Source organism: Pseudomonas sp. PGPR40 (assembly GCF_022014505.1).
Classification (GTDB): Bacteria; Pseudomonadota; Gammaproteobacteria; order Pseudomonadales; family Pseudomonadaceae; genus Aquipseudomonas.
This window is the reverse complement of the sequence record NZ_JAKLSP010000014.1, coordinates 95696-117615: the sequence shown is the minus strand read 5'-3', so window position 1 is coordinate 117615 and position 21920 is coordinate 95696. Positions and strand designations below refer to the sequence as shown.

Genomic DNA, 21920 nt, shown 5'->3' with positions numbered 1-21920 from the left:
CACGCAGAGCGTGGGAACGATCGTAACTCTCCAGATTTTCGTGGGGGGTTTGGGGGGGCCGTTGGCCCTTGACTGTTGGTTAAACATGGAGAGATCGGGATGGTATTTTCATCCAACGTGTTCCTGTTTCTGTTCTTGCCGATCTTTCTCGGCATGTACTACTTGAGCGGAATACGCTATCGCAACTTGCTGCTGCTGATCGCCAGCTACGTGTTCTACGCCTGGTGGCGTGTGGACTTCCTTGCGCTGTTCGCAGCCGTCACGCTGTGGAACTACTGGATCGGCCTGAAAGTCGGTGCGGCAGGCGTTCGGACCAAACCGGCCCAGCGCTGGCTGCTCCTGGGCGTGGGCATCGACCTGTGCATCCTCGGCTACTTCAAGTACGCCAACTTCGGCGTCGACAGCATCAACGCGATGATGACCTCGGTCGGTCTGTCGCCGTTCATCCTGACCCACGTGCTGTTGCCGATCGGGATCTCGTTCTACATCTTCGAGTCCATCAGCTACATCATCGACGTCTACCGTGGTGACACCCCGGCAACCCGCAACCTGATCGACTTTGCCGCTTTCGTGGCGATCTTCCCGCACCTGATCGCAGGTCCGGTATTGCGCTTCCGCGATCTCGCCGACCAGTTCAACAACCGCACCCACACCCTCGACAAGTTCTCCGAGGGGTGCACGCGGTTCATGCAGGGCTTCATCAAGAAGGTCTTCATCGCCGACACCCTGGCGGTGGTGGCCGACCATTGCTTCGCCTTGCAGAACCCGACCACGGGCGATGCCTGGCTCGGCGCCCTGGCCTATACCGCGCAGCTGTACTTCGACTTCTCCGGCTACAGCGACATGGCGATTGGTCTGGGCTTGATGATGGGTTTCCGCTTCATGGAAAACTTCAAACAGCCGTACATCAGCCAGTCGATCACCGAGTTCTGGCGTCGCTGGCACATCAGCCTGTCGACCTGGTTGCGTGACTATCTGTACATCACCCTCGGCGGTAACCGTAAAGGCACGCTGATGACCTATCGCAACCTGTTCCTGACCATGCTGCTCGGTGGTCTGTGGCACGGCGCGAACATCACCTACATCATCTGGGGTGCGTGGCACGGCATGTGGCTGGCGATCGAAAAAGCCATCGGCCTGAACACTTCACCGCGCAGCTTCAACCCGGTCCGTTGGGCCCTGACCTTCCTGCTGGTGGTGATGGGTTGGGTGATCTTCCGCGCCGAAAACCTCGACGTCGCCGGTCGCATGTACGGCGCGATGTTCAGCTTCGGCGAATGGTCACTGTCGGAACTCAACCAGGCCAACCTCACTGGTCTGCAAGTGGCGACCCTGGTGGTGGCTTACGCAACCCTGGCGTTCTTCGGTCTGCGTGATTTCTACACCAACCAGCCGCCGGTCAAGACCAAGCCTGCCGCGAACACCGAGACCGATGGCCCTGCCGCGGCTACGCCTGGAATGATCAAAGCCGTACCGGGCGACAACCCGGCCAGCATCCACGAACCGGGTTACACCGTCGGCGTTGAAGCGACTGTGCAGCCGGCCTACTGGACCGCTGACTGGTCCCGTTACGTGATGCGCGCGCTGGTACTGCTGCTGTTCATCGCCTCGATTCTCAAACTCTCGGCGCAAAGCTTCTCGCCGTTCCTTTACTTCCAGTTCTGAGGGATCTGACTATGACCCGCTCATTACGCATCTTCTACATCGCCCTGTTCATGGTGACCTTGTTGGCCTTGGGCGTGTGGTCGGTACGCAGCTTCTTCGGCTTCAGTACCAACGCCGATGCGACCGTGCTCAACGGTCGCTGGAGCAAAGCCGTCGAGACGCACTATGACGAAGAGTTCCCGATCAAGCGCTTGGGCACCAACCTTTGGGCCGCGCTGGATTTCAAACTGTTCAACGAAGGTCGTCCGGGCGTGGTGCTCGGTCGCGATCAGTGGCTCTACAGCGATGAAGAGTTTCACCCGATCGTCAACGAAGAGTTGAACCTGCAGGGCAACTACGCGCTGGTCGAAGGCGTGCGCCAGACCTTGAAAAAGCAAGGCGTGCAATTGGTGATGGCGATTGTTCCGGCCAAGACGCGTCTGTACCCGGAACATCTGGGTGAAGTGAAGCCGGCGAGTATCCACGCCAATCTGTACAAGGACTTCCACGCTCGTGTCGCGGCCACCAAGATCCTCGCCCCTGACCTGCTCGGCCCGCTGCAAAAGGGCAAGCAAGACGGTCAGCAAGTGTTCCTGCGCACCGACACCCACTGGACCCCGGAAGGCGCGCAAATCGCTGCCCAGACCCTGGCCAAAACCATTGCCGACAAGGCTCCGCTCAGCGGCGAACCGCAAAACTTCGTCACCGAACCCGCGGAGAAGGTGACGCACAAGGGTGACCTGCGGTTGTTCCTGCCGCTGGATCCACTGTTCGAAAACCTGATGCCGGCCCAAGAGCCTTTGCAGAAGCGCAACACCGTGGCTGCGCAAGATCAGCCTGCCGGTGACGACGCCCTGTTCGCCAACACTGAAGTGCCGGTGGCCCTGATCGGCACCAGTTACAGCGCCAACCCGAACTGGAACTTCATCGGTGCGCTGAAAGAGGCACTGCACAGCGACGTGGTCAGCTACGCCGAAGACGGTCATGGCCCGATTCTGCCGATGCTCAGCTACCTGAAAAGCGACGCCTTCAAGAACAGCCCGCCACAAGTGCTGATCTGGGAGTTCCCTGAACGATATCTGCCTGTGAACAACGAAATCGGTGACGCCGACCCGCAGTGGGTCGCAGAGCTTAAACAAGCCGGCGCACGCCAACAAAACGTAGCTGCAAACACTAAATCCGAGACGCCCGACCGGGCGCAAAACTGAAAGAGAGGTACACCATGACTTTCACTACTACTCCTCGCCGTCTCGCCGCTCGCTCCATCAAAGCAGTCGCCCTCGTCGCCGGCATGAGCGTGCTGTCGATGCAGGCCTTCGCCGGTGACGGCGCGCTCTACGGCCCGACCGCACCAAAAGGCTCCAGTTTCGTGCGGGTCTTCAACGCCGGTAACGCTGAAGTCAGCGCCACCGTTGGCACCACCAACCTGAGCGAAGTCGCGCCGCTGTCCAGCACCGACTTCAGCTTCATGCCGGGCGGCGATTACAGCGCCAAGGTCGGCAGCCAGACCCTGCCGGTGAAACTGGCCGGCGACCACTATTACACCCTGGTCAACAATGCCAGCGGCGCACCGCAACTGATCGAAGAGCCGCCGTTCAAGAACAAGCAGAAATCCCTGGTTCGCGTACAGAACCTGAGCGACAAGGCCCTGACCCTGAAAACCGCCGACGGCAAGACCGAAGTGGTCCCGTCCGTGGCGGCCAAGGGCCGTGGCGAGCGTGAAATCAACCCGGTGAAAGTCAGCCTGGCGCTGTACGACGGCGCCACCAAAGTCGGCGACGTGAAACCGGTTGCCCTGGAGCGCGGTGAAGCCGCAGTGCTGTACGTCACCGGCAGCGGCAGCAGCCTGTCGCCAGTCTGGGTCAAGCGCCCGGTGTCGACGCGCTAATCAATTCGCCTGATTGACCCATTCCAATGTGGGAGCGGGCTTGCTCGCGAAAGCGGTCTGACATTCACCAACGATGTCGACTGATACACCGCCTTCGCGAGCAAGCCCGCTCCCACAGTGGACCGAGGTGTCAGTTGGGACACGGAACAAGAACAAGAGTGAAACTACAGAACGCAGTAGCTCTAACCAATCGATTTTAAAGGAGTAACAACATGATTCCGGTGATCTTGTCAGGTGGTAGCGGCTCACGTCTTTGGCCGCTTTCGCGTAAGCAATTCCCCAAGCAATTTCTCGCCCTGACCGGCGAACACACGCTGTTCCAGCAAACCCTGGAGCGCCTGGTGTTCGAAGGCATGGATACCCCGATCGTGGTCTGCAACAAGGAACACCGCTTCATCGTCAACGAGCAACTGAGTGCCCGTAACCTGGACACCCAGCGCGTCCTGATGGAACCGTTCGGTCGCAACACCGCCCCGGCCGTGGCCCTGACCGCGATGATGCTGGTCAATGAAGGCCGCGACGAGTTGATGCTGGTGCTGCCGGCCGACCACGTGCTGGAAGACCAGAAAGCCCTGCAACGCGCTCTGGCCCTGGCCACTGTGGCGGCCGAGCGTGGCGAGATGGTGTTGTTCGGCGTGCCGGCGACCAAGCCGGAAACCGGTTACGGCTACATCAAGTCCACCAACGATGCGCTGCTGCCGGAAGGCGTCAGTCGTGTCTCGCATTTCGTCGAAAAACCCGACGTGAAACGCGCCACCGAATTCGTCCAGTCCGGTGGCTACTTCTGGAACAGCGGCATGTTCCTGTTCCGCGCCAGCCGTTTCCTCGAAGAACTGAAAAAACACGATCCGGACATCTACGACACCTGCATGCTGACGCTGGAACGTAGCGCACAGGATGCCGACACCGTCGATATCGATCCTGCCACCTTCGCCTGCTGCCCGGACAATTCCATCGACTACTCGGTGATGGAAAAAACCCAGCGCGCCTGCGTAGTACCACTGACCGCAGGCTGGAGCGATGTCGGTTGCTGGTCGTCGCTGTGGGAAGTCAATGCAAAAGACGCCAACGGCAACGTCACCAAAGGCGACGTGGTCATCCAGGACAGCAAAAACTGCATGATCCACGGCAACGGCAAACTGGTGTCGGTGATCGGCCTGGAAAACATCGTGGTCGTCGAAACCAAAGACGCCATGATGATCGCCCACAAGGACAAGGTCCAAGGCGTCAAACAGATGGTCAACACCCTCAACGAACAGGGTCGCAGCGAAACCCAGACCCATTGCGAAGTCTATCGTCCGTGGGGCTCCTACGATTCGGTGGACATGGGCGGCCGCTTCCAGGTCAAGCGCATCTCGGTCAAACCGGGCGCGTGCCTGTCGCTGCAGATGCACCACCACCGCGCCGAACACTGGATCGTGGTCAGCGGCACCGCCGAAGTGACCTGCGACGAAAACGTGTTCCTGCTGACTGAAAACCAGTCGACCTACATCCCGATCGCCTCGGTCCACCGCTTGCGCAATCCGGGCAAGATCCCGCTGGAAATCATCGAAGTGCAATCGGGCAGCTATCTGGGTGAAGACGATATCGAGCGGTTTGAAGATATCTACGGTCGCTCCACCCCGATCGAACGTGGCGTGTCGGTGAAAACCATCGTGCAGTGATTTGACCGGTAAAAAATAAAAAGCCCTCGCCCAGCCCGCTGCGTCCCTATCCGCAGTGGGTTGGGCGGGGGCTTTTTTTTAGGTTTTGCAGCGATTCAGAGAGCCTCTTCGCGAGCAAGCCCGCTCCCACATTTAATCGCGTTCCCATAAGACAACTCGGTCGAATGTGGGAGCGGGCTTGCTCGCGAAGGGGCCATAACGTCCAACGCCTTAATCATGCCCATCGCCAATCCCACCTACGCTTAGGTAGGATGCTCTTTCCCTTCCCGAGGTTTCGCGTCATGTTCATCGGCGTCCTGCTGGTCATCACCTGGCTGATCCTGCTGCTGCGCTATCCGGCCAAGGCTGTCCCGGTGTCCATGGCCGCCGCTGTCGGATTGGGCCTGGTGGCGGTGTGGGTATTCTGGCTGGACACCCGCGAGGTCAAGCAACTGGCGCGTCTTGAGCTGCGTATCGTCTATGCCCCGGAACACTGCCCGGCGGATCGCCCCTTGAGGCTGACGATGAACAACGGCAACGATGTGCCGCTGACCGAATTGCGCTGGCGCATCGCCGCTTATGCACCGGGCGATACGGTCAATCTGGCTGACAATCAATACGCCGCACCGCGCTATCGCGGCCCCGGCGAATTGCAGGCCGGCGGCAATTGGGAAGACTGTTTGCCAATGCCGCCCCTGCGCCCCGGTTATCGTCCGCAAACCCTGGAGTTTCGCGCCGAGCGATTGCAGGGTAGTTTCTCCGACTGATCCCTTTTCTTTTGCACAAGGACCGCGCTCATGCCCATTGCGTTGATTACCGGTTGCTCCAGCGGCATTGGCCGCGCCCTCGCCGATGCCTTCAAAAGTGCCGGTTATGAAGTCTGGGCCAGCGCCCGCAAGGCTGAAGACGTAGCCGCTCTAACCGCCGCCGGGTTCACCGCCGTGCAACTGGACGTGAACGATGGTCCGGCACTCGAACAACTGAGTGAGCGGATAAATCAGCAGTGCGGCGGTCTTGATGTGCTGATCAACAATGCCGGTTATGGCGCCATGGGGCCGCTGCTCGACGGCGGTGTGCCGGCCATGCAGCGGCAATTCGAAACCAACGTGTTTGCCATCGTCGGCGTGACTCGCGCGATGTTCCCGGTGCTGCGTCGCGCCAAGGGCCTGGTGGTGAATATCGGCAGCGTGTCCGGGGTTCTGGTCACGCCGTTTGCCGGCGCCTACTGCGCTTCGAAAGCCGCGGTGCATGCCTTGAGCGATACATTGCGCATGGAACTGGCGCCGTTTGGCATTCGTGTGATGGAAGTTCAGCCGGGAGCCATCGCCTCCAGCTTCGCCAAGAATGCCGGCCAGGAAGCTGAACAACTGATCACCGAACAATCGCCGTGGTGGCCGCTGCGTGAAGGTATTCGTGCACGGGCCAAGGCGTCCCAGGATAAGCCGACCCCGGCCAGTGAGTTTGCGGCCGGGTTGCTCAAGGCTGTGCAGCAGAGCAAGCCACCGCGTCTGGTGCGATTGGGTAACGGTAGTCGGGCGCTACCGCTAATGGCGGGGTTGTTGCCAAAAGGGTTGCTGGAGTCGGGGTTGATGAAGCGGTTCGGGTTGCGCGGGCAGCTCTGATACCGGGTCGACGCCTTCGCGGGCAAGCCTCGCTCCTACAGGATGAGCGCCATCTCAAAATTGGCGCATAACCTGTAGGAGCGAGGCTTGCCCGCGAAGGCGTCAGAACAGACTTTGCAGACTTTCAGGAAACAACATGACCGACTACACCGAATACTTTGACGAAGTGATCCAGGCCCACATAGCCATCGAACAATGGCTAGCCGATGAGCGGGACGAGTCAGAACTTGAACACTTGCTCACGCGTTTTTCGCCGCAGTTTTCCATGATCTCGCCATTGGGCCGGGTGCTGGATTTCGAGGCGTTGAATGAGTTGTTTCTAATGGCGGGCGGGAAGAAGCTCGGGTTCAGGATTGAGCTCAGCGAGTTGCGAGGGGTCGCGCTGTACGATGGTGGCGCCGTGGTGAGTTACCGCGAACAGCAGACTGATGCGACAGGGCTGCATTCTGATCGGCGATCCTCGGTGGTGTTTGAGAAACAGGCCGATGGCAAGGTGGTTTGGCGGCATTTACATGAGACGTTTTGCAAGGGGTGAACTGTCGCCATCTGCCTGAGGGACCGAGTCGCTCCATTCGCGAGCAAGCCCGCTCCCACATTTGATCTTCAGTGAACACAGAATATGTGCACAAAGTAGATCAAGTGTGGGAGCGGGCTTGCTCGCGAAGCAGGCGACTCGGTCTGCCAGTTACTCCTCGACAGCCTGTCTCACCACAACGGTGCAAGTAATCCCCGCCGCCAACAGCACTCCCTCTGGCACTTCATCAATGTGAATCCGCACCGGCACCCGCTGCGCCAGGCGCACCCAGTTAAAGGTCGGGTTCACATCGGCGATCAGTTCGCGGCTTTGCGGGTTGTCGCGGTCGTAGATGCCGCGAGAAATGCTTTCCACATGCCCCTTGAGCACTTCGCCGCTCATCAGTTGCATATCGGCTTTATCGCCCACGCGCACGCGGGGCAATTTGGTTTCTTCGAAGAAGCCATAAACCCAGAACGAGTTCATATCGACCACCGCCATTTTCGCTTCGCCAATGCGTGCGTAGTCACCACGATGGACGTTGAGGTTGGTCACATAGCCGTCCACCGCCGCGCGCACTTCGGTGCGTCTGAGGTTCAGTTCAGCCGCTTCCAGTTGCGCCTGGGCGTGCTGATAATCGGCCAGGGCCGAGTCAGCGATGTTGGTGGCGTCGTCGCGGTTTTCCCTGGAGATCACCAGGTTGTCGAGGTCGGCGCGACGATGGGCGTTGACTTTGCGCATCTCCCACGTGGCCTTGCGCGAAGCCACCAGCGACTGCGCCTGTTTCACCGCGATGCGATAGTGGTCGGGGTCAATGCGCATCAGCAGATCGCCCTTTCTCACCAACTGATTGTCGCGCACCGGCACATCCACCACTTCACCGGTAACGTCGGCGGCGACGTTGATGATGTCGGCGCGCACCCGGCCGTCGCGGGTCCAGGGCGTGTTCATGTAATGCACCCACAGGGTCCGGCCGATCCACAGGGCAAGGGCCAACACCAGCAGGGTCGCGAGCAGGCTGAAAAGCTTTTTCATCGGGGCCTTCTTCAGAAATAGAGAGTCAACGGTAAACAGTCAGCGCCAGGGCGCCGAACAGACAGGTAAACAGGCTCAGGCGCAGCAGCGCCGGGTGCCAGAAGAAGCGGTACAGATCGAACCCGGAAAGGAACCGGTCCAGCGCCCAGGCCAGCGCAGCCGCAATGAAAAACATAAGGGTCATGGTCGGCATGTACACGCCGTGGAAGGCGATTTCACGAGGCATGTTCAAGTCCTTGGGGCTCGGTTTTCGTGTAGGCAGCGAGCGGTGACTGGGGGTCTAGCAAAGAGGTACGAATGAAGTGCAAGTAGCTCTTCACCCGACGCAAGGCAGAGGTATCGAAGTGCGGCGCGAAGGGCTCATCGGTGGCCTGCACGCAGCTGATCGCGTGATCGACCGCGACCAAAGCACGCTCCAGATTGCCCGGGCTCGGTTGCAGAAACAGTCGCACCAGCGAACGTCCCATCAACCGGATTGACTGGCGCCACGGCCGGGATTCGGCGTAGGCCGGGTGCACCGGCAGAATCGCCTGTTCCTTGCGCAACTCGATGATCGCGTGGCCGACTTCCAGCACCACGAACATCCAGCGCAGTAAGTCCCTTTGCACCTGGGGCTGTCCCGCTGCGAGGCCGTAGGCCTGATGCAAAAGATCGCGAGTACGGCTTTCGAAACTCGACGCCAGGCCCTTGAGTTTGCCGCTGATGGCGTACACCACTTGCCCGCGCAAATCCTGCTCCAGCCGCCGCCATAACCAGCGGCTATTGGGCGGCAAAATGATCGCCCCGGCCGCCGCACACACCAGCATGCCCAGGATCATCGCGATGTAGTCGTTGATGAAGGCGTAAGGGTTGTAAACCGTGAGGTTATCCGGCACCGAACCGGTGCTGAAGAAGATCAGCAACCCCAGGCCAACCCCGGCGTATTGCGGCCGTGAAGTCAGGAACGCACCGATCACGATCACTGGCGCGAGCATCACGCAGAGCAATGGAAAGCCGTCGATCAAGGGGAAGATGAAAAACATCTCAACGAAGCCGATCAGTGCCCCGATCAACGTTCCGCAGGCCATCTGAAACGCCATGCGTTTGGGGTTCGGTGTCGCCGCTGAAAGACCGACCGTGGCGGCAGCGATCAAGGTCATGGTCGCGCCGCCCGGCCACGCGGTGGCCACCCAATAACTGCCGAGTACCACGAGAATGAATGCTGCGCGAATACCCGACGCCGCCGAGGCCAGCCAGTTGGTTTGCGGGGTGAAGGGCTCGTCCCAGCGTTCACGTTCGTGGCTGTGATCGGCCAGCGACGCATGGGTCTGTGCATAGCTGTGCAGGTCGTCGACGAAGCGATAAAGCAGCTCGTAGGCAGTGTGGAAATCCAGCTGCTCGGCATCGCTCGGATCACTTTCCTGAAAGGTCGCCCGCAGGCTGCGCACGCGCGCCGGCAAGTGTTCCTTATAGGTCGCCAACGCGGTGGCCAGGCGTGCAGCGTCGGGGCTGGTCAAGGCGCGACCGCTGAAACCGTCGAGCATTTCGGCCAGGTCCTGCAAGCCCGGTTTGATCGCCGCGACAACGTGATCGGTGCCGCTGCTGCGCAGGCGTTCGAGCAATTGATGCAGCGCATTGAAGCGCGTGGTGATGCCCATGAATTCGCTGTTCAAACGACTGAGCCGGCCATTGCGCCGACGCATGTGCGGGTCTTCGAACACCGTCACGCTGCGCAGCCCTTCCAGGCCCACTGCCTCGGCGATAAACCGCACGTTGTTCGCTTCAAACGCCTCGCGCCGGCTGCGACCGCGCAAGCCATCGGTGACGAACAAGGCAAATACGCCGAAGCGCTGATACAAGGCATTGCGCATCGCAGCGCTGGCGGTTTGCGGCAGGATCGCGGCGCTCACCAGCGTCGAGCAGAGAATCCCCAGGGAGATTTCCAATACGCGCCAGACTGCCGCCATGAACGCGCCATCGGGGTGAGCCAACGCAGGCAGCCCGACCATCGCCGCCGTGTACCCGGCGAGCACAAATCCGTAAGCGCGAAAGTTGCGATAACGCGCCGCGCCGGCCGAGCAGAGGCCGACCCAGATCGCCAGCGAGCCAAGGAACAGTTCGGTGTTCTGCGCGAACAAGGCAATCAACGCGACCATCACCGCCGAGCCGGCCAACGTGCCGAGGAAGCGATAGAAACTCTTGGCGAACACTTGGCCGCTTTGCGGTTGCATGACGATGAATACGGTGATCATCGCGGTGCGCGGTTGCGGCAACTCAAGACGCATGGCCAGCCACAGGGTCAGGAAGGCGGCGAGCAGCACCTTGAAGATGTAAACCCAGGTCACGCCATCGCTGCGCGCCCAGTCGAACAAACCCCGGCGCCATTCAAGGGAATACAGCCAGCGCAAAGGTGCGGGCAAGGGAGTCATGGGAATTTTGCTCATTGGTCGAGGGGTATGCGGCGAGTACTCGGAACCTGTGGGAGCGGGCTTGCTCGCGAAAGCGGTGTGTCAGGCAACATCAGCATTGACTGACACTCCCTCTTCGCGAGCAAGCCCGCTCCCACAGGTTCGTGTTCAATTCGGGAGGCTCTTAAACAGGACCGGAGTTTTCGGTGCATCGGTCTGGCTGTCTTCCGGCACGTCGTTGCCAGCGCCGAGGCCTCCGCCCAAAGCAGTCACCAATTGCGCATGAGCGCTCAACCGGGCAGCCTGAACCTGCTGCTGCACCTGCTGCTGCTTGAACAACAAGGTCTGCGAATTGAGTACGTTGAGGTAATCCGTGAGCCCTCGCTGATAAGCGATCATCGCGATGTCGTAGGTCTTCTGCGCCGTGGCCACCGACTCGATGGCGAACGCCTGTTGCTTGTCCATCGACTCGCGGCGAATCAACTGGTCGGAGATGTTTTTCAGCGCGTTGATCAACGTCTGGTTGTACTTCGCCACGGCGATGTCATAACCCGCCGAGGCTTCGCCCAGCTCCGCACGCAAACGGCCGCCATCGAAAATCGGCAACGAAATCGCAGGACCTACGCTGTAGTTGAGTTTCTTGCCGGTGAGGAACTCCAGCGCTCCACCGCCGGTGGCCATGTAGCCGAGGCTGCCGACCAGATCGACGTTGGGGTAGAAACCCGCGTGGGCGACATCGATACCCCGCGCCTGCGCCGCCACTTGCCAGCGACTGGCAACCACGTCCGGGCGTTGACCGAGTAATTGCGCCGGCAGCGACGACGGCAACTTCAGCGCCGCGCCCAACGACAGCGTTGGCCGTTGCAACTGCGCGCCCTCCCCCGGTCCCTTGCCGGCCAAAGCGGCGAGTTGATTGCGGCTTAGCGCAATTTCCTCGTCCAGTGCATCGATTTGCCGATGGGTTTCCGGCAATGGCGTTTCGGCCTGGCTGACTTCGAAATGCGTGCCGATGCCGCCATCCAGGCGCTTTTGCGCCAAGTCGAGAATTTGCTGTTGCTGCTTCAACGTTGCCGCGATGATGTCCCGTTGCGCGTAATGCAACGAGAGCTCGATGTAGGCGCGGACGATGTTGTTCTGCAATTCGAGCTGGGCCTGCCGCGCCTCGGCGGCGCTCATGTGGGCCATGTCTACCGCGCGCTCGGTGGCGTTGCTTTCGCGGCCCCAGAGGTCGAGGGCATAGCTGAAACCCAGCGCGGCGTTGTTGTCCCAGGTGGTGGTGTTGGCCAACTCACCAGGGCCGTAGAACTGATCGGTGGGCCAGTTGTGGCGCTTGAGGGTGGATTGGCCATTGATCTGCAGCGACTCAGCGGACTCGACAATGCCGGCCATGGACCGGGCATGACGCACTCGCGCCGCAGCCATGGCCATGCTCGGGCTGCCTTGCAGGGCGAGGTCGATCCAGCGGTTCAGTTGCGGGTCGCCGTAGGCTTGCCACCATTGGGTGGTGGGCCAATGAGCGTCCTGCTTGGCGCTCTGAATGGCGTCGTCGGTGGCCAATGAATTGGCTTCCAGTGTCTTGCCCTGTGGGGCAATACCGCCGGTTCCGATGCAGCCGCTGATTGCCAGGGTTAAAGCCAAAATACCGAGCGTCTTGAGCGCTCTGTTGATGCGACGCGGCACTGCTGCAAATTCCTGAAATAGAGGGGAGATCCTGTAGGAGCGAGGCTTGCCCGCGAAGGGAACACCGCGGTCATGCACACCCACTGCAGCGCTCCCTTCGCGGGCAAGCCTCGTTCCTACAAGAACAGGCGTGATTCTAGAGGTGGACCGGAATGGCGATAAGCCGGGATTCTTGTGAATCTTTGTTACCGTTAACGCGATAATCCCGTGGTCCATCTTTAGTCGTCTGTAAAAAAGCAGAAACTTCGTGTCACAATTTGCCATCGAACCCGAGAGCACCCCATGGACACTTTGCAAAACATGCGCGCCTTCAGTTACGTGGCCGAGGCCGGCAGCTTCACCGCCGCCGCCGTGCAACTCGACACCACTACGGCCAACGTCTCGCGCGCGGTCTCCAACCTGGAAGCCCACCTGCAAACCCGCCTGCTCAACCGCACCACCCGCCGCATCGCCCTGACCGAGGCCGGCAAGCGCTATCTATTGCGTTGCGAGCAGATCCTGGCCTACGTCGAAGAAGCCGAAGCCGAGGCCAGCGACGCCCACGCGCGTCCGGCCGGGCAACTCAAGGTGCACACCATGACTGGCATCGGTCAGCACTTCGTGATCGACGCCATCGCCCGCTATCGCAAAACCCACCCGGACGTAACCTTCGACCTGACCATGGCCAACCGCGTACCGGATCTGCTCGACGAGGGCTACGACGTGTCCATCGTGCTCGCCAGCGAACTGCCGGACTCGGGCTTCGTCTCCCAGCGTTTGGGCATCACCTACAGCATCGTTTGCGCATCGCCGGCCTATGTGAAAGCCAACGGCTGCGCGCACAAACCCAGCGATCTGCTCAACCACGCCTGCCTGCGCCTGGTGAGCCCGGTCATCCCGCTGGAAAAATGGACCTTCGACGGCCCTGAAGGCCAGGAAATGGTCACCATCAACAGCTCACCGTTTTTGGTGAATTCGGCTGATGCGATGAAGACCGCGATCACCAGTGGCATGGGGGTTGGGGTGTTGCCGGTGTATGCGGCGATTGAAGGCTTGCGCAATGGCACGCTGGTGCGGGTGATGCCGAACTACCGTTCGCAGGAGTTGAATTTGTATGCGATTTATCCTTCGCGGCAATATCTGGATGCGAAGATCAAGACGTGGGTCGAGTACTTGCGTGGGTCGTTGCCGGAGATATTGGCGGCGCATCAGGCGGAATTGGCGGCGTATGAGTTGAGTGGGAGTCTGGGAGGGGTTCGGGTGGCGAATTGAGCTACAGACGGTCCTACAAATCGCCAATGTTCTGGGATGTTTCCGACGAGTTTTGACGGTTGGTGTGTGGGACGGGAGATGGGTAGGCTTTGGGGGTCGCTGACGCATCAGCGATCAGGTCTGGAAAACCTGGATCAATTCTTTACCTCAGCACATGGCATACTGCGGCGCTTTTTTGCTCGCTATGTTATGGCGGCTGTGCGCGGGAGACCTTCGGGTCTGCCGGGTTTTGGTGGGATTGACCGGTTTTTCCAGTCCGCGCACGGCTGCCACCCTTTGTCTGGAAAACAAAAGTGGCAGCTCCATTAATCCCAGTATGGAGTAATGCACTTATGTTCAAGCCGACGCCAAATCCCCCTCACATACCCAGCCACTTGTTCCAGGTTGCCCCCGACGCCACCACCGAAACCTTATTGGTCTACGCCTGCGAATCCCTCGCCTCGGCCAGCGTCATGGCCAGTGACTTCGCCGGGTTTCTCGAAGGCACTCATCGCAACACCATGCTCGGCATCCAGCAGGTCATCATGCAGGGCGAACTGGCGGTGAATCGGGCGCTGGATAACATCGACGTACCGCCACACAGCTGATCCCTTGTAGGAGCGAGGCTTGCCCGCGAAGACTTTCTAACATTCAACATCTATGTCACCTGACACACCGCCATCGCGCACGATCCGCAAGAAATTGGTTGGCTGTCAGGCCGTCTTCGCGGGCAAGTCGGATCGCCGCACCGCTCGCTCCTACAGGTTTTGATGGCGTACACCCGGCGGTCCGAGACTCGCAAAATGTCCGGGAAGAATGTTAGCGTGCTTGGCATTCTCCAAGCCCGACGAGCCGCCTCCAATGAAAAAAACCGTCCTCGCCTTCAGCCGTATCACCCCGCCGATGATCGAACGTCTGCAACAAGACTTCGACGTGATCGTGCCGAACCCGAAAAACGGCGACATCAACGCCCAGTTCAATGAAGCCCTGCCGCACGCCCACGGTCTGATCGGTGTCGGTCGCAAACTCGGCCGCGCGCAACTGGAGAACGCGGCCAGACTCGAAGTGGTTTCCAGCGTCTCCGTCGGCTACGACAACTATGACCTCGCCTACTTCAACGAACGCGGGATCATGCTCACCAACACCCCCGACGTCCTCACCGAAAGCACCGCCGACCTGGCCTTCGCCTTGCTCATGAGCAGCGCCCGCCGGGTCGCCGAGCTGGACGCCTGGACCAAGGCCGGCCAATGGCAAGCCACCGTCGGCGCTCCGTTGTTCGGTAGTGATGTGCATGGCAAAACCTTAGGGATAGTCGGCATGGGCAACATCGGCGCAGCCATTGCCCGCCGCGGTCGGCTGGGCTTCAACATGCCGATTATCTACAGTGGCAACAGCCGCAAGATCGAACTGGAACAGGAACTCGGCGCGCAGTTTCGCAGTCTCGACCAGTTGCTGGCCGAAGCCGATTTCGTCTGCCTGGTGGTGCCGCTCAGCGAAAAAACCAGGCACCTGATCAGCCACCGTGAACTGGCGCTGATGAAACCGAGCGCCATTCTGGTGAACATCGCGCGCGGCCCCGTAGTGGACGAACCGGCGCTGATCGAAGCGCTGCAAAACAATCGGATTCGCGGCGCCGGGCTGGACGTCTATGAAAAAGAACCGCTGGCCGAATCTCCACTGTTCCAACTGAAAAACGCCGTGACTTTGCCGCACATCGGCTCCGCGACTCACGAAACCCGTGAAGCCATGGCCAATCGCGCACTGACCAATTTACGCAGTGCGCTATTGGGTGAGCGTCCACAGGACCTGGTAAACCCACAAGTTTTCAAATAATAAACTGGGGCAGGCGTTTCAACGTTCTGCCCGCACTTAGTTCAATCCTTGTCGCGCCCTACAAGCACTTACACAACTTGCAAATGAGTAACCACGCCAATTAGCAACCCAACCTATAAACTCTCCTCAACACTTGCCTTGGCAAGCATTCATTTGGAGAGTCTAAACTTGAACAATCTGACAACACAGAAAACCATCAGGATCAGCAAACTGGCATTGATGTCATTTATCAGTTTTTTTGGCTTATTGATGATGTACAGCAACTTGACCGACTACCCTGCCAACTATGAGTATGTCGCACATATCCTGAGCATGGACACCACCCGCGACAAGCTGAAATATGGCTACCGAGCGATCACCTCACCCATGCTTCACCATCGAATCTACTGGTTCATCATTACACTCGAAGTTATTTACACTGTGTTTTTCCTGATAGGTACCTATCAACTTTACCGACAGTTGAATGCCAGCACCGAAGCGTTCCACGATGCTAAAAAATTTGCACTGATTGGACTATTGGTAGCCATATTCGTCTACTACATCTGCATCCAGGTTGTCGGTGTCGAATGGTTCAACATGGATCAATCGGAAGCCTGGAACTACAACGAGTGGGCGACGCAGATACTCGACTTTATATTTCCCGCACTCATTTACATCAGTCTAAAAAACGAAAAATGAGGCCTTGGCGAACGGCCATATATCAGGCCGTTTTTGCACCCCTGTGCAATCGAAATGACCCGGGTTTGCGAAAAACCAACACATTCCCCAACATCACCAGCACCAGCCCAGACAGTGCCGGCGCCGTCCATTGATAGCCTTCGACAAATGCCGACACATTCAGCGCCACCACAGGAAAGAGTACGGTGCAATACGCCGCCCGCTCCGGCCCCATGCGCCCGACCAGCGTCAGGTAGGCGGTGAAACCGATCACCGAGCCTGGAATCACCAGGTACAGCAACGAGCCGATATAACGGGCATTCCATTCCATGTCGAACGGGATGCCTTTGACCAGGCACCACACCGTCAACATCGCCGCGCCGTAAGCCATGCCCCAGGCGTTAGTGGTCAGGGGTTTCAGGCCGGCCTTCTGTTGCAGACTCGACAACATATTGCCCGCCGAGAAGCACAAGGTTCCGAGCAATGCCAGACCTAGCCCGAGCAAGGTTTCGGGGCTGGCGGTATGACCAGCCAGCTCTGGCCAGAACAATAGGCCAAGCCCGAGCAAGCCTAACGCGCCGCCCATCAGCACGTTGCGCGCGATTTTCTGACCAAAGAACACCCGCGCATTGAAGGCGTTCCACAGGGTGGCGGTGGAAAACACCACGGCGACGAGACCGCTGGGGATCCATTGGCTGGCGGTGAGGAAGCACATGAAATTAATGCAGAACAGGCACAGGCCCTGCGCCAGGCAAATAAGATGCCCGCGACGGTTCATCACTTGCAGGCGCCGGCTGAGCAGCAACATCACGAACAGCACCAGTGCGGCAAGGCCGAAGCGATAGACGATCGACACGGGAATGGCCACCACGCCCAATTGCCATTTCAAGGCAATCCAGGTGGTGCCCCAGATCAGTACAGTCAATAGATACAGCGAAATGTTCATGGTTGAAGACTCCTGAATAGGCCTTCAGTGTCCGGCGCAAAACCCTTTTGCACTTGCATAAACTTGCGCTTTTGTCGGCCATTGGGCTGGCAGGCCAATGTCTACGGAGTAGGATGCAAGGCGTTGGAGAGAACCGATCATGGCCGCACTGGAAACGTTGCAAGTCTTTCAAGCCCTCAACCGCTCGCCCAATGCTCGCCTGGAGCACAGCGCCGAGCTCGGTGACGGCATGGCTGCGGCTTTGTGGAACAACCATCACGATGCACGGGACTACGAAGCTCCGAGCCATCACACCCTCTCCTGCTACATCGCCGGCGGCACTGGCACCTTTCGCCGCGGACAGCCGGACAACAAGGGCGCCCCGGACAAACTGTGCATCCTGCCTGCCGACCACGAGTCAGGCTGGGTGATCAACGGCGACATTCGCCTGACCCACCTGTATTTCAGCGCAGAACAATTTGCCTTGGGCTGCGTGACGCTGTTGGATCGCGAACCCCGAGAATTGCAATTGCGTGAACAGACCTTTCTTGAAGACCCGCAACAAGCGCAACGCTTTCGGCAGTTACTCGCACTCAACTGGGACGAGCCCGGTGAACGTTTGCTGACCAGCAGTCTGGCCCACGAACTGATCAGTCATACGCTGCTCAGCCAAGTCGGAATGCGTCAGGGCTTGCGCCTCAAGGGTGGGTTGGCGGCACATCAGCGGCGGCAACTTATGGAATTCATCGATAACCAGTTGGCCGAAGCGATCAGCCTTGGGCAAATGGCGGGGCTATGTGCACTGTCGGAATACCACTTTGCGCGGATGTTCCGGGTGAGCTTCGGCCTGCCGCCGCATCAGTATGTGTTGGCCCGGCGACTGAGCCGCGCGCGGGAGTTATTGCGTTCGACGTCGCAGCCGTTAGGGGATATTGCGTTGGCCTGTGGATTTGCCAGTGCGAGTCATTTCACCAACCGGTTTCGCCAGGTTTTGGGGGGCACGCCTGGGGAATATCGGCAGGCGTTTTTGCGCTAGCGCAGCAGCCTCTTCGCGGGCAAGCCCCTCGCCATAGAGACGCCCAAATCAAAACGGGTCTGCATAAGCAGACCCGTTTTCTATGGGAAGGTAAAAAGTGAATCAGGCCTCAGCCGTTGAGCGCAGCCTGTTCGTTTTCGAGAAACTCGTCTTCCAGCAGCGCATCGGCGGTAGGCCTTTCGAACGGCACCACAGCGGCACGTGGTTTGCCCCGCAGTTTGCCGAACAGATGTTCAAGCGCATGTTCGAGTTTTTCGGCCGCACCGTCGATCGCCAGTTCCAGGTTTTCGGCTTTATGAGTCACAGAAATTGGTTGGTGGCCTTTTGGCCGCGCTTCCAGCTGACAGCGTATATCGTGGGGACCGGGCTTGTCGCCGTTCTCGTCCCGCAGGTGGACCTCGACGCGGGTCAGGTCCTCTTCGTATCGTTCGAGCGTGCTCTCAATGGTCGTACGTACCCACTCCTCCAGTCGGATGCTGCTTTGAATATGGTTATCGCTATTGACTTGGATTTGCATAGTTCTTCCCTTATTTCAGCTAGCTCGCGAGAGGCCGGTCAGCTAGCCCCTTGGGCGTCATCACCGTGACCTCTTGGTTACACAATCGGTCTGTACGCTGAACAATTCAACCCCTAAAAAAAGATAAATATTGATTCGAAAAAAAAGCCGGACAACGGGCAAAAGCGCTGTTAAGGTCGGGAGTTCTCTCGCCCCGCTCTTCAGTCACAATTGCTCACAACCCGCCCCCAGCGGATGCAGATCACGAAAAATCCCCGCCTCTTTCACCAGCCAGTCATGCACCGCACGCTCGCCCGGATGACTCAGCGCGCCCGTCGCATAAAATCCAGGCCTCAAACGTGTTCGTGGCGGGTCGGTTTGATTGCACTGTCTGCGATCATCTACTCGTTCATGCCCTGAAACGGGCAGGCAAAAAGAAGGTGAGGCCATGTTGCCCGCCGTTTTTTACCGTGTTCATTGTTCGACAATTTTTCCGGCATGCCCCTTGCTTTGCCTCCTGCGTTGCACGGATGAAAGTACATGAACAGGGAAGGCCGATGGTCTGGTGTGGCGAACTAATCCCGATCACGGCCGGTCAACAACTGCACGTTCAATCAGGCGGTGACGCATCATGGACAACCCCTTTCAACTCATTACCGATGCCTTTGCACCGGATTATCAAATCAACCTGAGCATTCAGGGGCTGGACGGCAGCATCATGCTGACCCTCTCCCAAAGTGGCCGCGTGGTGGCCAAACGGATGATCAGCGCCGAACAGCGCAATGATCCCAAGCGCCTCAAACGCCTGGTGCAAAGCATTCAATTCGGCATCGCCATCGAACAGGGCCACAGCGCCGTGGCCATTCTCGAAGCCATGACCGACGGCGACAATCGCAACCCGCCGCCGCCCTTGGTCAAATCCCGGCCCCGACCTTCAATGGGGCTTTAAATCTCGCCCTTCTCCACTTCGGGATGCTCACCGGAACCCGCACCGATCTTGCGTTGCGGGTGTTCGATCTTCACCGAAGGAAATTGCGACGAGGCGTAACGCACCACCAGAATCGCAAACGCCAGCAGCAGAATCCCGCCGCACAGGTAGATGATTCCCAAGTCCGGCGGGTTGTGGTGCGAGACGTTGGAGATCAGCAGTCGCGTCAGTGCGGTGATCGCCACGTAGATCAGGAAGCGCACCGGCATGTGGTTGGTCTTGAAGTAAATCCCGACCATCGCCCCCAGTTCCAGGTAGATGAACAGCAGCAAGATGTCATCGATCTTGATGTGCCCCTGTTCGAGCATCCCGAGAAATTCCATCACCGCCGCCCAGGCGGTCACCGCACCGATGGCGAACAGTGCCAGGTAGTGGAAGGTCTCGACGAACAGGTTGCCCAGGGACTCGGCCAGTTGATGCACATTCTGCCGCAGGTTCTCGGCCCAGTTGATTTTCACGATGATGGTTCCTTAGCTCGGTTCGAGCGGATGATGCGGGTTGGACGTGACGGTTGTTCTGCATGCAGAAAAAAGGCCAGAGGTTGTTGGTTGAGATGATGAGTGCGTGATATGAGACACGTTGGTGGCGTCAGGACGGACGCCTTCGCGGGCAAGCCTCGCTCCTACAGGGTTCAGCGGTGATCCTTGTAGGAGCGAGGCTTGCCCGCGAATGACAAACCCCGAATTCGGTCTACATTCAAAAGCCACTACCCAAACCGCAGGGATTCGCTTATCCTTTTCGCTGTATATAAATACAGTAGTCGAAACAGACAACTAATGTGAAGGCATGTGAGGTGGTGAATGGCCGTCGAAGTGGTATACCGCAGCAGCCGAGATCTGGAGCGCTTGTTCATGGATAAAGCCGAAGCTGACCGTCATGACAAAATGCTCGAACTGGCTGAATTGCTGGCTGAAGTGTTGCAAAAAGCCGTTCCGTCCCTGACCGAACAGCAAGTGGAAGAAGCCGGGATTTACATGGCGAAGAACCGTGATGTATTCGCCAAGGCATTCAAGAGCCAGCCGGACGCACTGTCCGAACTGCTGAATGTACCCGCCGAGGTCACTGAACCTGTTGAAGCAGCTGCACCTGTTGAAGTAGCCGACGCTGAGCCGACCAAGCCAGCCAAAGCTGCCAAGACACCAAAATAAGCAATGCCCGAATTGAATAGGCCCTGAGTCAAATGGCTCAGGGCCTTTTTCATGCCTGCGGGAAACCTGGGTCTAGGGTTGTTCCAGCGCCTCGACCAACGCTTTGAAGAACCGCGCCGCCTCGCCACCGGTGACCACCCGGTGATCGAAGGTCAGGGACAGCGGCAGGATCGGATGCACCACCACCGCCCCCTCGACCGCCACCGGCTCATCGCGGATCGCCCCGGCGGCGAGGATCGCCACTTGCGGCGGTACCACCACCGGGTTGGCGTAGCGGCCAAACAAAGTGCCGAAGTTCGACAGGGTCAGGGTCGCGCCCATCATTTCCTGAGGCGGGATCGAGCGCGCCTGCACGTCGGCGCGCAGGCGCATCACACCTTCTTTCAAATCCGCCGCCGTGCGCTGACCGACATCGCGCAACACCGGCACGAACAAGCCGTCCGGCGTATCCACGGCAATGCCCAGGTCAAGCCGTTCGTGTTGTTTGAGCGCCAGGGTTTTGCCATCGAAGGCGCTGTTGAGCACCGGTTCTACGGCGCAGGCCGCCGCCATGGCCTTGGCCAGACGAATCAATGGTTCTCGCGCCTGCCCCCAACGATGCAGATCGGCATCCCCAAAAATCGTCACCGGCACCACTTCGGCATGGGACCTGGCCATGTTCAGTGCCATGCTGCGTCGCACGCCGCGCAGCTTCTCGCCGCCGAAGCGTTCGCGTTCCGTCTGGGCCGCATTTTCCACGTCACTGCGGGTGATCTGGCCGTCCTGGCCGGAGCCCGTCAACCCACTCAGTTCAACACCGAGCTGCCGAGCCAGTTGACGCACCGCCGGCGTGGCACGGTTCGCCAAATGCTCACGCGTCGAAGGCGCAGCGCCGATGAAAAATGCATCTTCCTGATTCGTGCCGCCGCCCTCAAGGCGTCCGACCACAGTGCCCGCATCCGCTTCGCCTTCGTAACCGAGCAAAGGCTCACCCACATGAAGAATGTCGCCCTCGCTACCGAATGTTTTCGCCACCACGCCGTCATAAGGCGCGGGAATGTCCACCAGCGCCTTGGCGGTTTCCACTGACACCAGCAATTGATCAGCCTTGACGGTATCGCCGACCTTGACGTGCCAGCGGACGATTTCCGCCTCCTGCAAGCCTTCGCCCAGATCTGGCAGTTTGAAATATTTCATCGCAACCTCCTCTGTCAG

Annotated in this window: 21 protein-coding genes and 2 pseudogenes; 14 read left to right on the top strand and 9 right to left on the bottom strand. The window is 59.1% G+C overall.

Features of this window, described 5'->3' with window-relative positions:
* Positions 1–99 precede the first annotated feature (99 nt).
* From MEB48_RS14135 to MEB48_RS14105, 7 genes are all read left to right on the top strand, one after another.
* The gene (locus MEB48_RS14135) at positions 100–1665 is read left to right on the top strand and encodes an MBOAT family O-acyltransferase (protein WP_237884802.1); all 1566 of its coding nucleotides are present in this window, start codon (positions 100–102) and stop codon (positions 1663–1665) included.
* A gap of 11 nt (positions 1666–1676) precedes the next feature.
* Positions 1677–2852 (top strand): alginate O-acetyltransferase, encoded by a 1176-nt coding sequence (locus tag MEB48_RS14130; protein ID WP_237884801.1) that lies wholly within the window; start codon positions 1677–1679, stop codon positions 2850–2852.
* A 14-nt stretch (positions 2853–2866) separates the two neighbouring features.
* Entirely contained in the window at positions 2867–3532 is a 666-nt protein-coding gene (locus MEB48_RS14125) for an alginate O-acetyltransferase AlgF (protein ID WP_237884800.1), read from the top strand.
* A 212-nt stretch (positions 3533–3744) separates the two neighbouring features.
* Entirely contained in the window at positions 3745–5196 is a 1452-nt protein-coding gene (locus MEB48_RS14120) for a mannose-1-phosphate guanylyltransferase/mannose-6-phosphate isomerase (RefSeq protein WP_237884799.1), read from the top strand.
* A 281-nt stretch (positions 5197–5477) separates the two neighbouring features.
* Complete coding sequence (locus MEB48_RS14115; protein WP_237884798.1) at positions 5478–5942, top strand: multidrug transporter; 465 nt, start codon at positions 5478–5480, stop codon at positions 5940–5942.
* 30 nt (positions 5943–5972) lie between these two features.
* A complete protein-coding gene (locus MEB48_RS14110; RefSeq protein WP_237884797.1) occupies positions 5973–6797 on the top strand; it encodes an SDR family oxidoreductase in 825 nt (274 codons plus the stop codon).
* Between the two features lie 136 nt (positions 6798–6933).
* Entirely contained in the window at positions 6934–7332 is a 399-nt protein-coding gene (locus MEB48_RS14105) for a DUF4440 domain-containing protein (protein ID WP_237884796.1), read from the top strand.
* 150 nt (positions 7333–7482) lie between these two features.
* Here the strand turns inward: MEB48_RS14105 and MEB48_RS14100 are convergent, their stop codons facing one another.
* From MEB48_RS14100 to MEB48_RS14085, 4 genes are all read right to left on the bottom strand, one after another.
* Positions 7483–8346, bottom strand: coding sequence for an efflux RND transporter periplasmic adaptor subunit (locus MEB48_RS14100; RefSeq protein WP_237884795.1), 864 nt, complete (start codon positions 8344–8346; stop codon positions 7483–7485).
* Positions 8347–8371: 25 nt separating this feature from the next.
* Positions 8372–8572 (bottom strand): DUF1656 domain-containing protein, encoded by a 201-nt coding sequence (locus MEB48_RS14095; protein WP_007896379.1) that lies wholly within the window; start codon positions 8570–8572, stop codon positions 8372–8374.
* Complete coding sequence (locus MEB48_RS14090; RefSeq protein ID WP_237884794.1) at positions 8562–10754, bottom strand: FUSC family protein; 2193 nt, start codon at positions 10752–10754, stop codon at positions 8562–8564. The genes MEB48_RS14095 and MEB48_RS14090 overlap by 11 nt, the downstream gene beginning before the upstream one ends.
* A 147-nt stretch (positions 10755–10901) precedes the next feature.
* Positions 10902–12413: an efflux transporter outer membrane subunit gene (locus MEB48_RS14085; RefSeq protein ID WP_237884793.1), complete on the bottom strand. Its 1512-nt coding sequence runs from the start codon at positions 12411–12413 to the stop codon at positions 10902–10904.
* Positions 12414–12695: 282 nt separating this feature from the next.
* On the opposite strand from MEB48_RS14085, the gene MEB48_RS14080 reads away from it, so the two are divergent.
* The 4 genes from MEB48_RS14080 (at position 12696) to MEB48_RS14065 (ending at position 16154) form a co-directional block, all read left to right on the top strand.
* Positions 12696–13664 carry a LysR family transcriptional regulator gene (locus tag MEB48_RS14080; protein ID WP_038979032.1) on the top strand — a complete coding sequence of 323 codons (969 nt, stop codon included), beginning with the start codon at positions 12696–12698 and terminating at the stop codon, positions 13662–13664.
* A 332-nt stretch (positions 13665–13996) separates the two neighbouring features.
* Complete coding sequence (locus tag MEB48_RS14075; protein WP_237884792.1) at positions 13997–14251, top strand: DUF6124 family protein; 255 nt, start codon at positions 13997–13999, stop codon at positions 14249–14251.
* A gap of 253 nt (positions 14252–14504) precedes the next feature.
* Positions 14505–15476: a 2-hydroxyacid dehydrogenase gene (locus tag MEB48_RS14070; protein WP_237884791.1), complete on the top strand. Its 972-nt coding sequence runs from the start codon at positions 14505–14507 to the stop codon at positions 15474–15476.
* Between the two features lie 168 nt (positions 15477–15644).
* On the top strand, positions 15645–16154 hold the full coding sequence (locus MEB48_RS14065) for a DUF2165 domain-containing protein (protein WP_237884790.1): 510 nt from the start codon (positions 15645–15647) through the stop codon (positions 16152–16154).
* 22 nt (positions 16155–16176) lie between these two features.
* Here the strand turns inward: MEB48_RS14065 and MEB48_RS14060 are convergent, their stop codons facing one another.
* The gene (locus MEB48_RS14060; RefSeq protein WP_237884789.1) at positions 16177–17079 is read right to left on the bottom strand and encodes a DMT family transporter; all 903 of its coding nucleotides are present in this window, start codon (positions 17077–17079) and stop codon (positions 16177–16179) included.
* 139 nt (positions 17080–17218) lie between these two features.
* Here MEB48_RS14060 and MEB48_RS14055 point away from each other — a divergent pair, with 139 nt between their 5' ends.
* Entirely contained in the window at positions 17219–18094 is an 876-nt protein-coding gene (locus tag MEB48_RS14055; protein ID WP_237884788.1) for an AraC family transcriptional regulator, read from the top strand.
* Between the two features lie 109 nt (positions 18095–18203).
* On the opposite strand, the gene MEB48_RS14050 is transcribed toward MEB48_RS14055, so the two are convergent.
* Both MEB48_RS14050 and MEB48_RS14045 read right to left on the bottom strand, forming a co-directional pair.
* Complete coding sequence (locus tag MEB48_RS14050) at positions 18204–18611, bottom strand: HPF/RaiA family ribosome-associated protein (protein ID WP_237884787.1); 408 nt, start codon at positions 18609–18611, stop codon at positions 18204–18206.
* Between the two features lie 204 nt (positions 18612–18815).
* A pseudogene (locus MEB48_RS14045) lies at positions 18816–18932 on the bottom strand (LysR substrate-binding domain-containing protein); the annotation flags it as partial.
* 289 nt (positions 18933–19221) lie between these two features.
* Here MEB48_RS14045 and MEB48_RS14040 point away from each other — a divergent pair.
* Positions 19222–19539, top strand: coding sequence for a DUF3509 domain-containing protein (locus MEB48_RS14040; protein WP_095055647.1), 318 nt, complete (start codon positions 19222–19224; stop codon positions 19537–19539).
* On the opposite strand, the gene MEB48_RS14035 is transcribed toward MEB48_RS14040, so the two are convergent.
* Entirely contained in the window at positions 19536–20036 is a 501-nt protein-coding gene (locus MEB48_RS14035; protein WP_007903272.1) for a phosphate-starvation-inducible protein PsiE, read from the bottom strand. The genes MEB48_RS14040 and MEB48_RS14035 overlap by 4 nt on opposite strands.
* Before the next feature lie 342 nt (positions 20037–20378).
* Between MEB48_RS14035 and MEB48_RS14030 the strand changes: the two are divergent.
* A pseudogene (locus MEB48_RS14030) lies at positions 20379–20618 on the top strand (YebG family protein); the annotation flags it as partial.
* A 180-nt stretch (positions 20619–20798) separates the two neighbouring features.
* On the opposite strand, the gene MEB48_RS14025 reads toward MEB48_RS14030, so the two are convergent.
* A complete protein-coding gene (locus tag MEB48_RS14025) occupies positions 20799–21902 on the bottom strand; it encodes a dihydrolipoamide acetyltransferase family protein (RefSeq protein ID WP_237884786.1) in 1104 nt (367 codons plus the stop codon).
* Between the last annotated feature and the right edge of the window lie 18 nt (positions 21903–21920).

Bases quoted from the DNA above. Each gene is read 5' to 3' on its own strand.
- MEB48_RS14100 (WP_237884795.1), bottom strand. From the start codon at position 8,346: ATGAAAAAGCTTTTCAGCCTGCTCGCGACCCTGCTGGTGTTGGCCCTT.
- MEB48_RS14120 (WP_237884799.1), top strand. From the start codon at position 3,745: ATGATTCCGGTGATCTTGTCAGGTGGTAGCGGCTCACGTCTTTGGCCG.
- MEB48_RS14105 (WP_237884796.1), top strand. From the start codon at position 6,934: ATGACCGACTACACCGAATACTTTGACGAAGTGATCCAGGCCCACATA.
- MEB48_RS14080 (WP_038979032.1), top strand. From the start codon at position 12,696: ATGGACACTTTGCAAAACATGCGCGCCTTCAGTTACGTGGCCGAGGCC.
- MEB48_RS14075 (WP_237884792.1), top strand. From the start codon at position 13,997: ATGTTCAAGCCGACGCCAAATCCCCCTCACATACCCAGCCACTTGTTC.
- MEB48_RS14025 (WP_237884786.1), bottom strand. From the start codon at position 21,902: ATGAAATATTTCAAACTGCCAGATCTGGGCGAAGGCTTGCAGGAGGCG.
- MEB48_RS14135 (WP_237884802.1), top strand. From the start codon at position 100: ATGGTATTTTCATCCAACGTGTTCCTGTTTCTGTTCTTGCCGATCTTT.
- MEB48_RS14090 (WP_237884794.1), bottom strand. From the start codon at position 10,754: ATGACTCCCTTGCCCGCACCTTTGCGCTGGCTGTATTCCCTTGAATGG.
- MEB48_RS14110 (WP_237884797.1), top strand. From the start codon at position 5,973: ATGCCCATTGCGTTGATTACCGGTTGCTCCAGCGGCATTGGCCGCGCC.
- MEB48_RS14115 (WP_237884798.1), top strand. From the start codon at position 5,478: ATGTTCATCGGCGTCCTGCTGGTCATCACCTGGCTGATCCTGCTGCTG.
- MEB48_RS14070 (WP_237884791.1), top strand. From the start codon at position 14,505: ATGAAAAAAACCGTCCTCGCCTTCAGCCGTATCACCCCGCCGATGATC.
- MEB48_RS14040 (WP_095055647.1), top strand. From the start codon at position 19,222: ATGGACAACCCCTTTCAACTCATTACCGATGCCTTTGCACCGGATTAT.
- MEB48_RS14125 (WP_237884800.1), top strand. From the start codon at position 2,867: ATGACTTTCACTACTACTCCTCGCCGTCTCGCCGCTCGCTCCATCAAA.
- MEB48_RS14055 (WP_237884788.1), top strand. From the start codon at position 17,219: ATGGCCGCACTGGAAACGTTGCAAGTCTTTCAAGCCCTCAACCGCTCG.
- MEB48_RS14050 (WP_237884787.1), bottom strand. From the start codon at position 18,611: ATGCAAATCCAAGTCAATAGCGATAACCATATTCAAAGCAGCATCCGA.
- MEB48_RS14060 (WP_237884789.1), bottom strand. From the start codon at position 17,079: ATGAACATTTCGCTGTATCTATTGACTGTACTGATCTGGGGCACCACC.
- MEB48_RS14130 (WP_237884801.1), top strand. From the start codon at position 1,677: ATGACCCGCTCATTACGCATCTTCTACATCGCCCTGTTCATGGTGACC.
- MEB48_RS14095 (WP_007896379.1), bottom strand. From the start codon at position 8,572: ATGCCTCGTGAAATCGCCTTCCACGGCGTGTACATGCCGACCATGACC.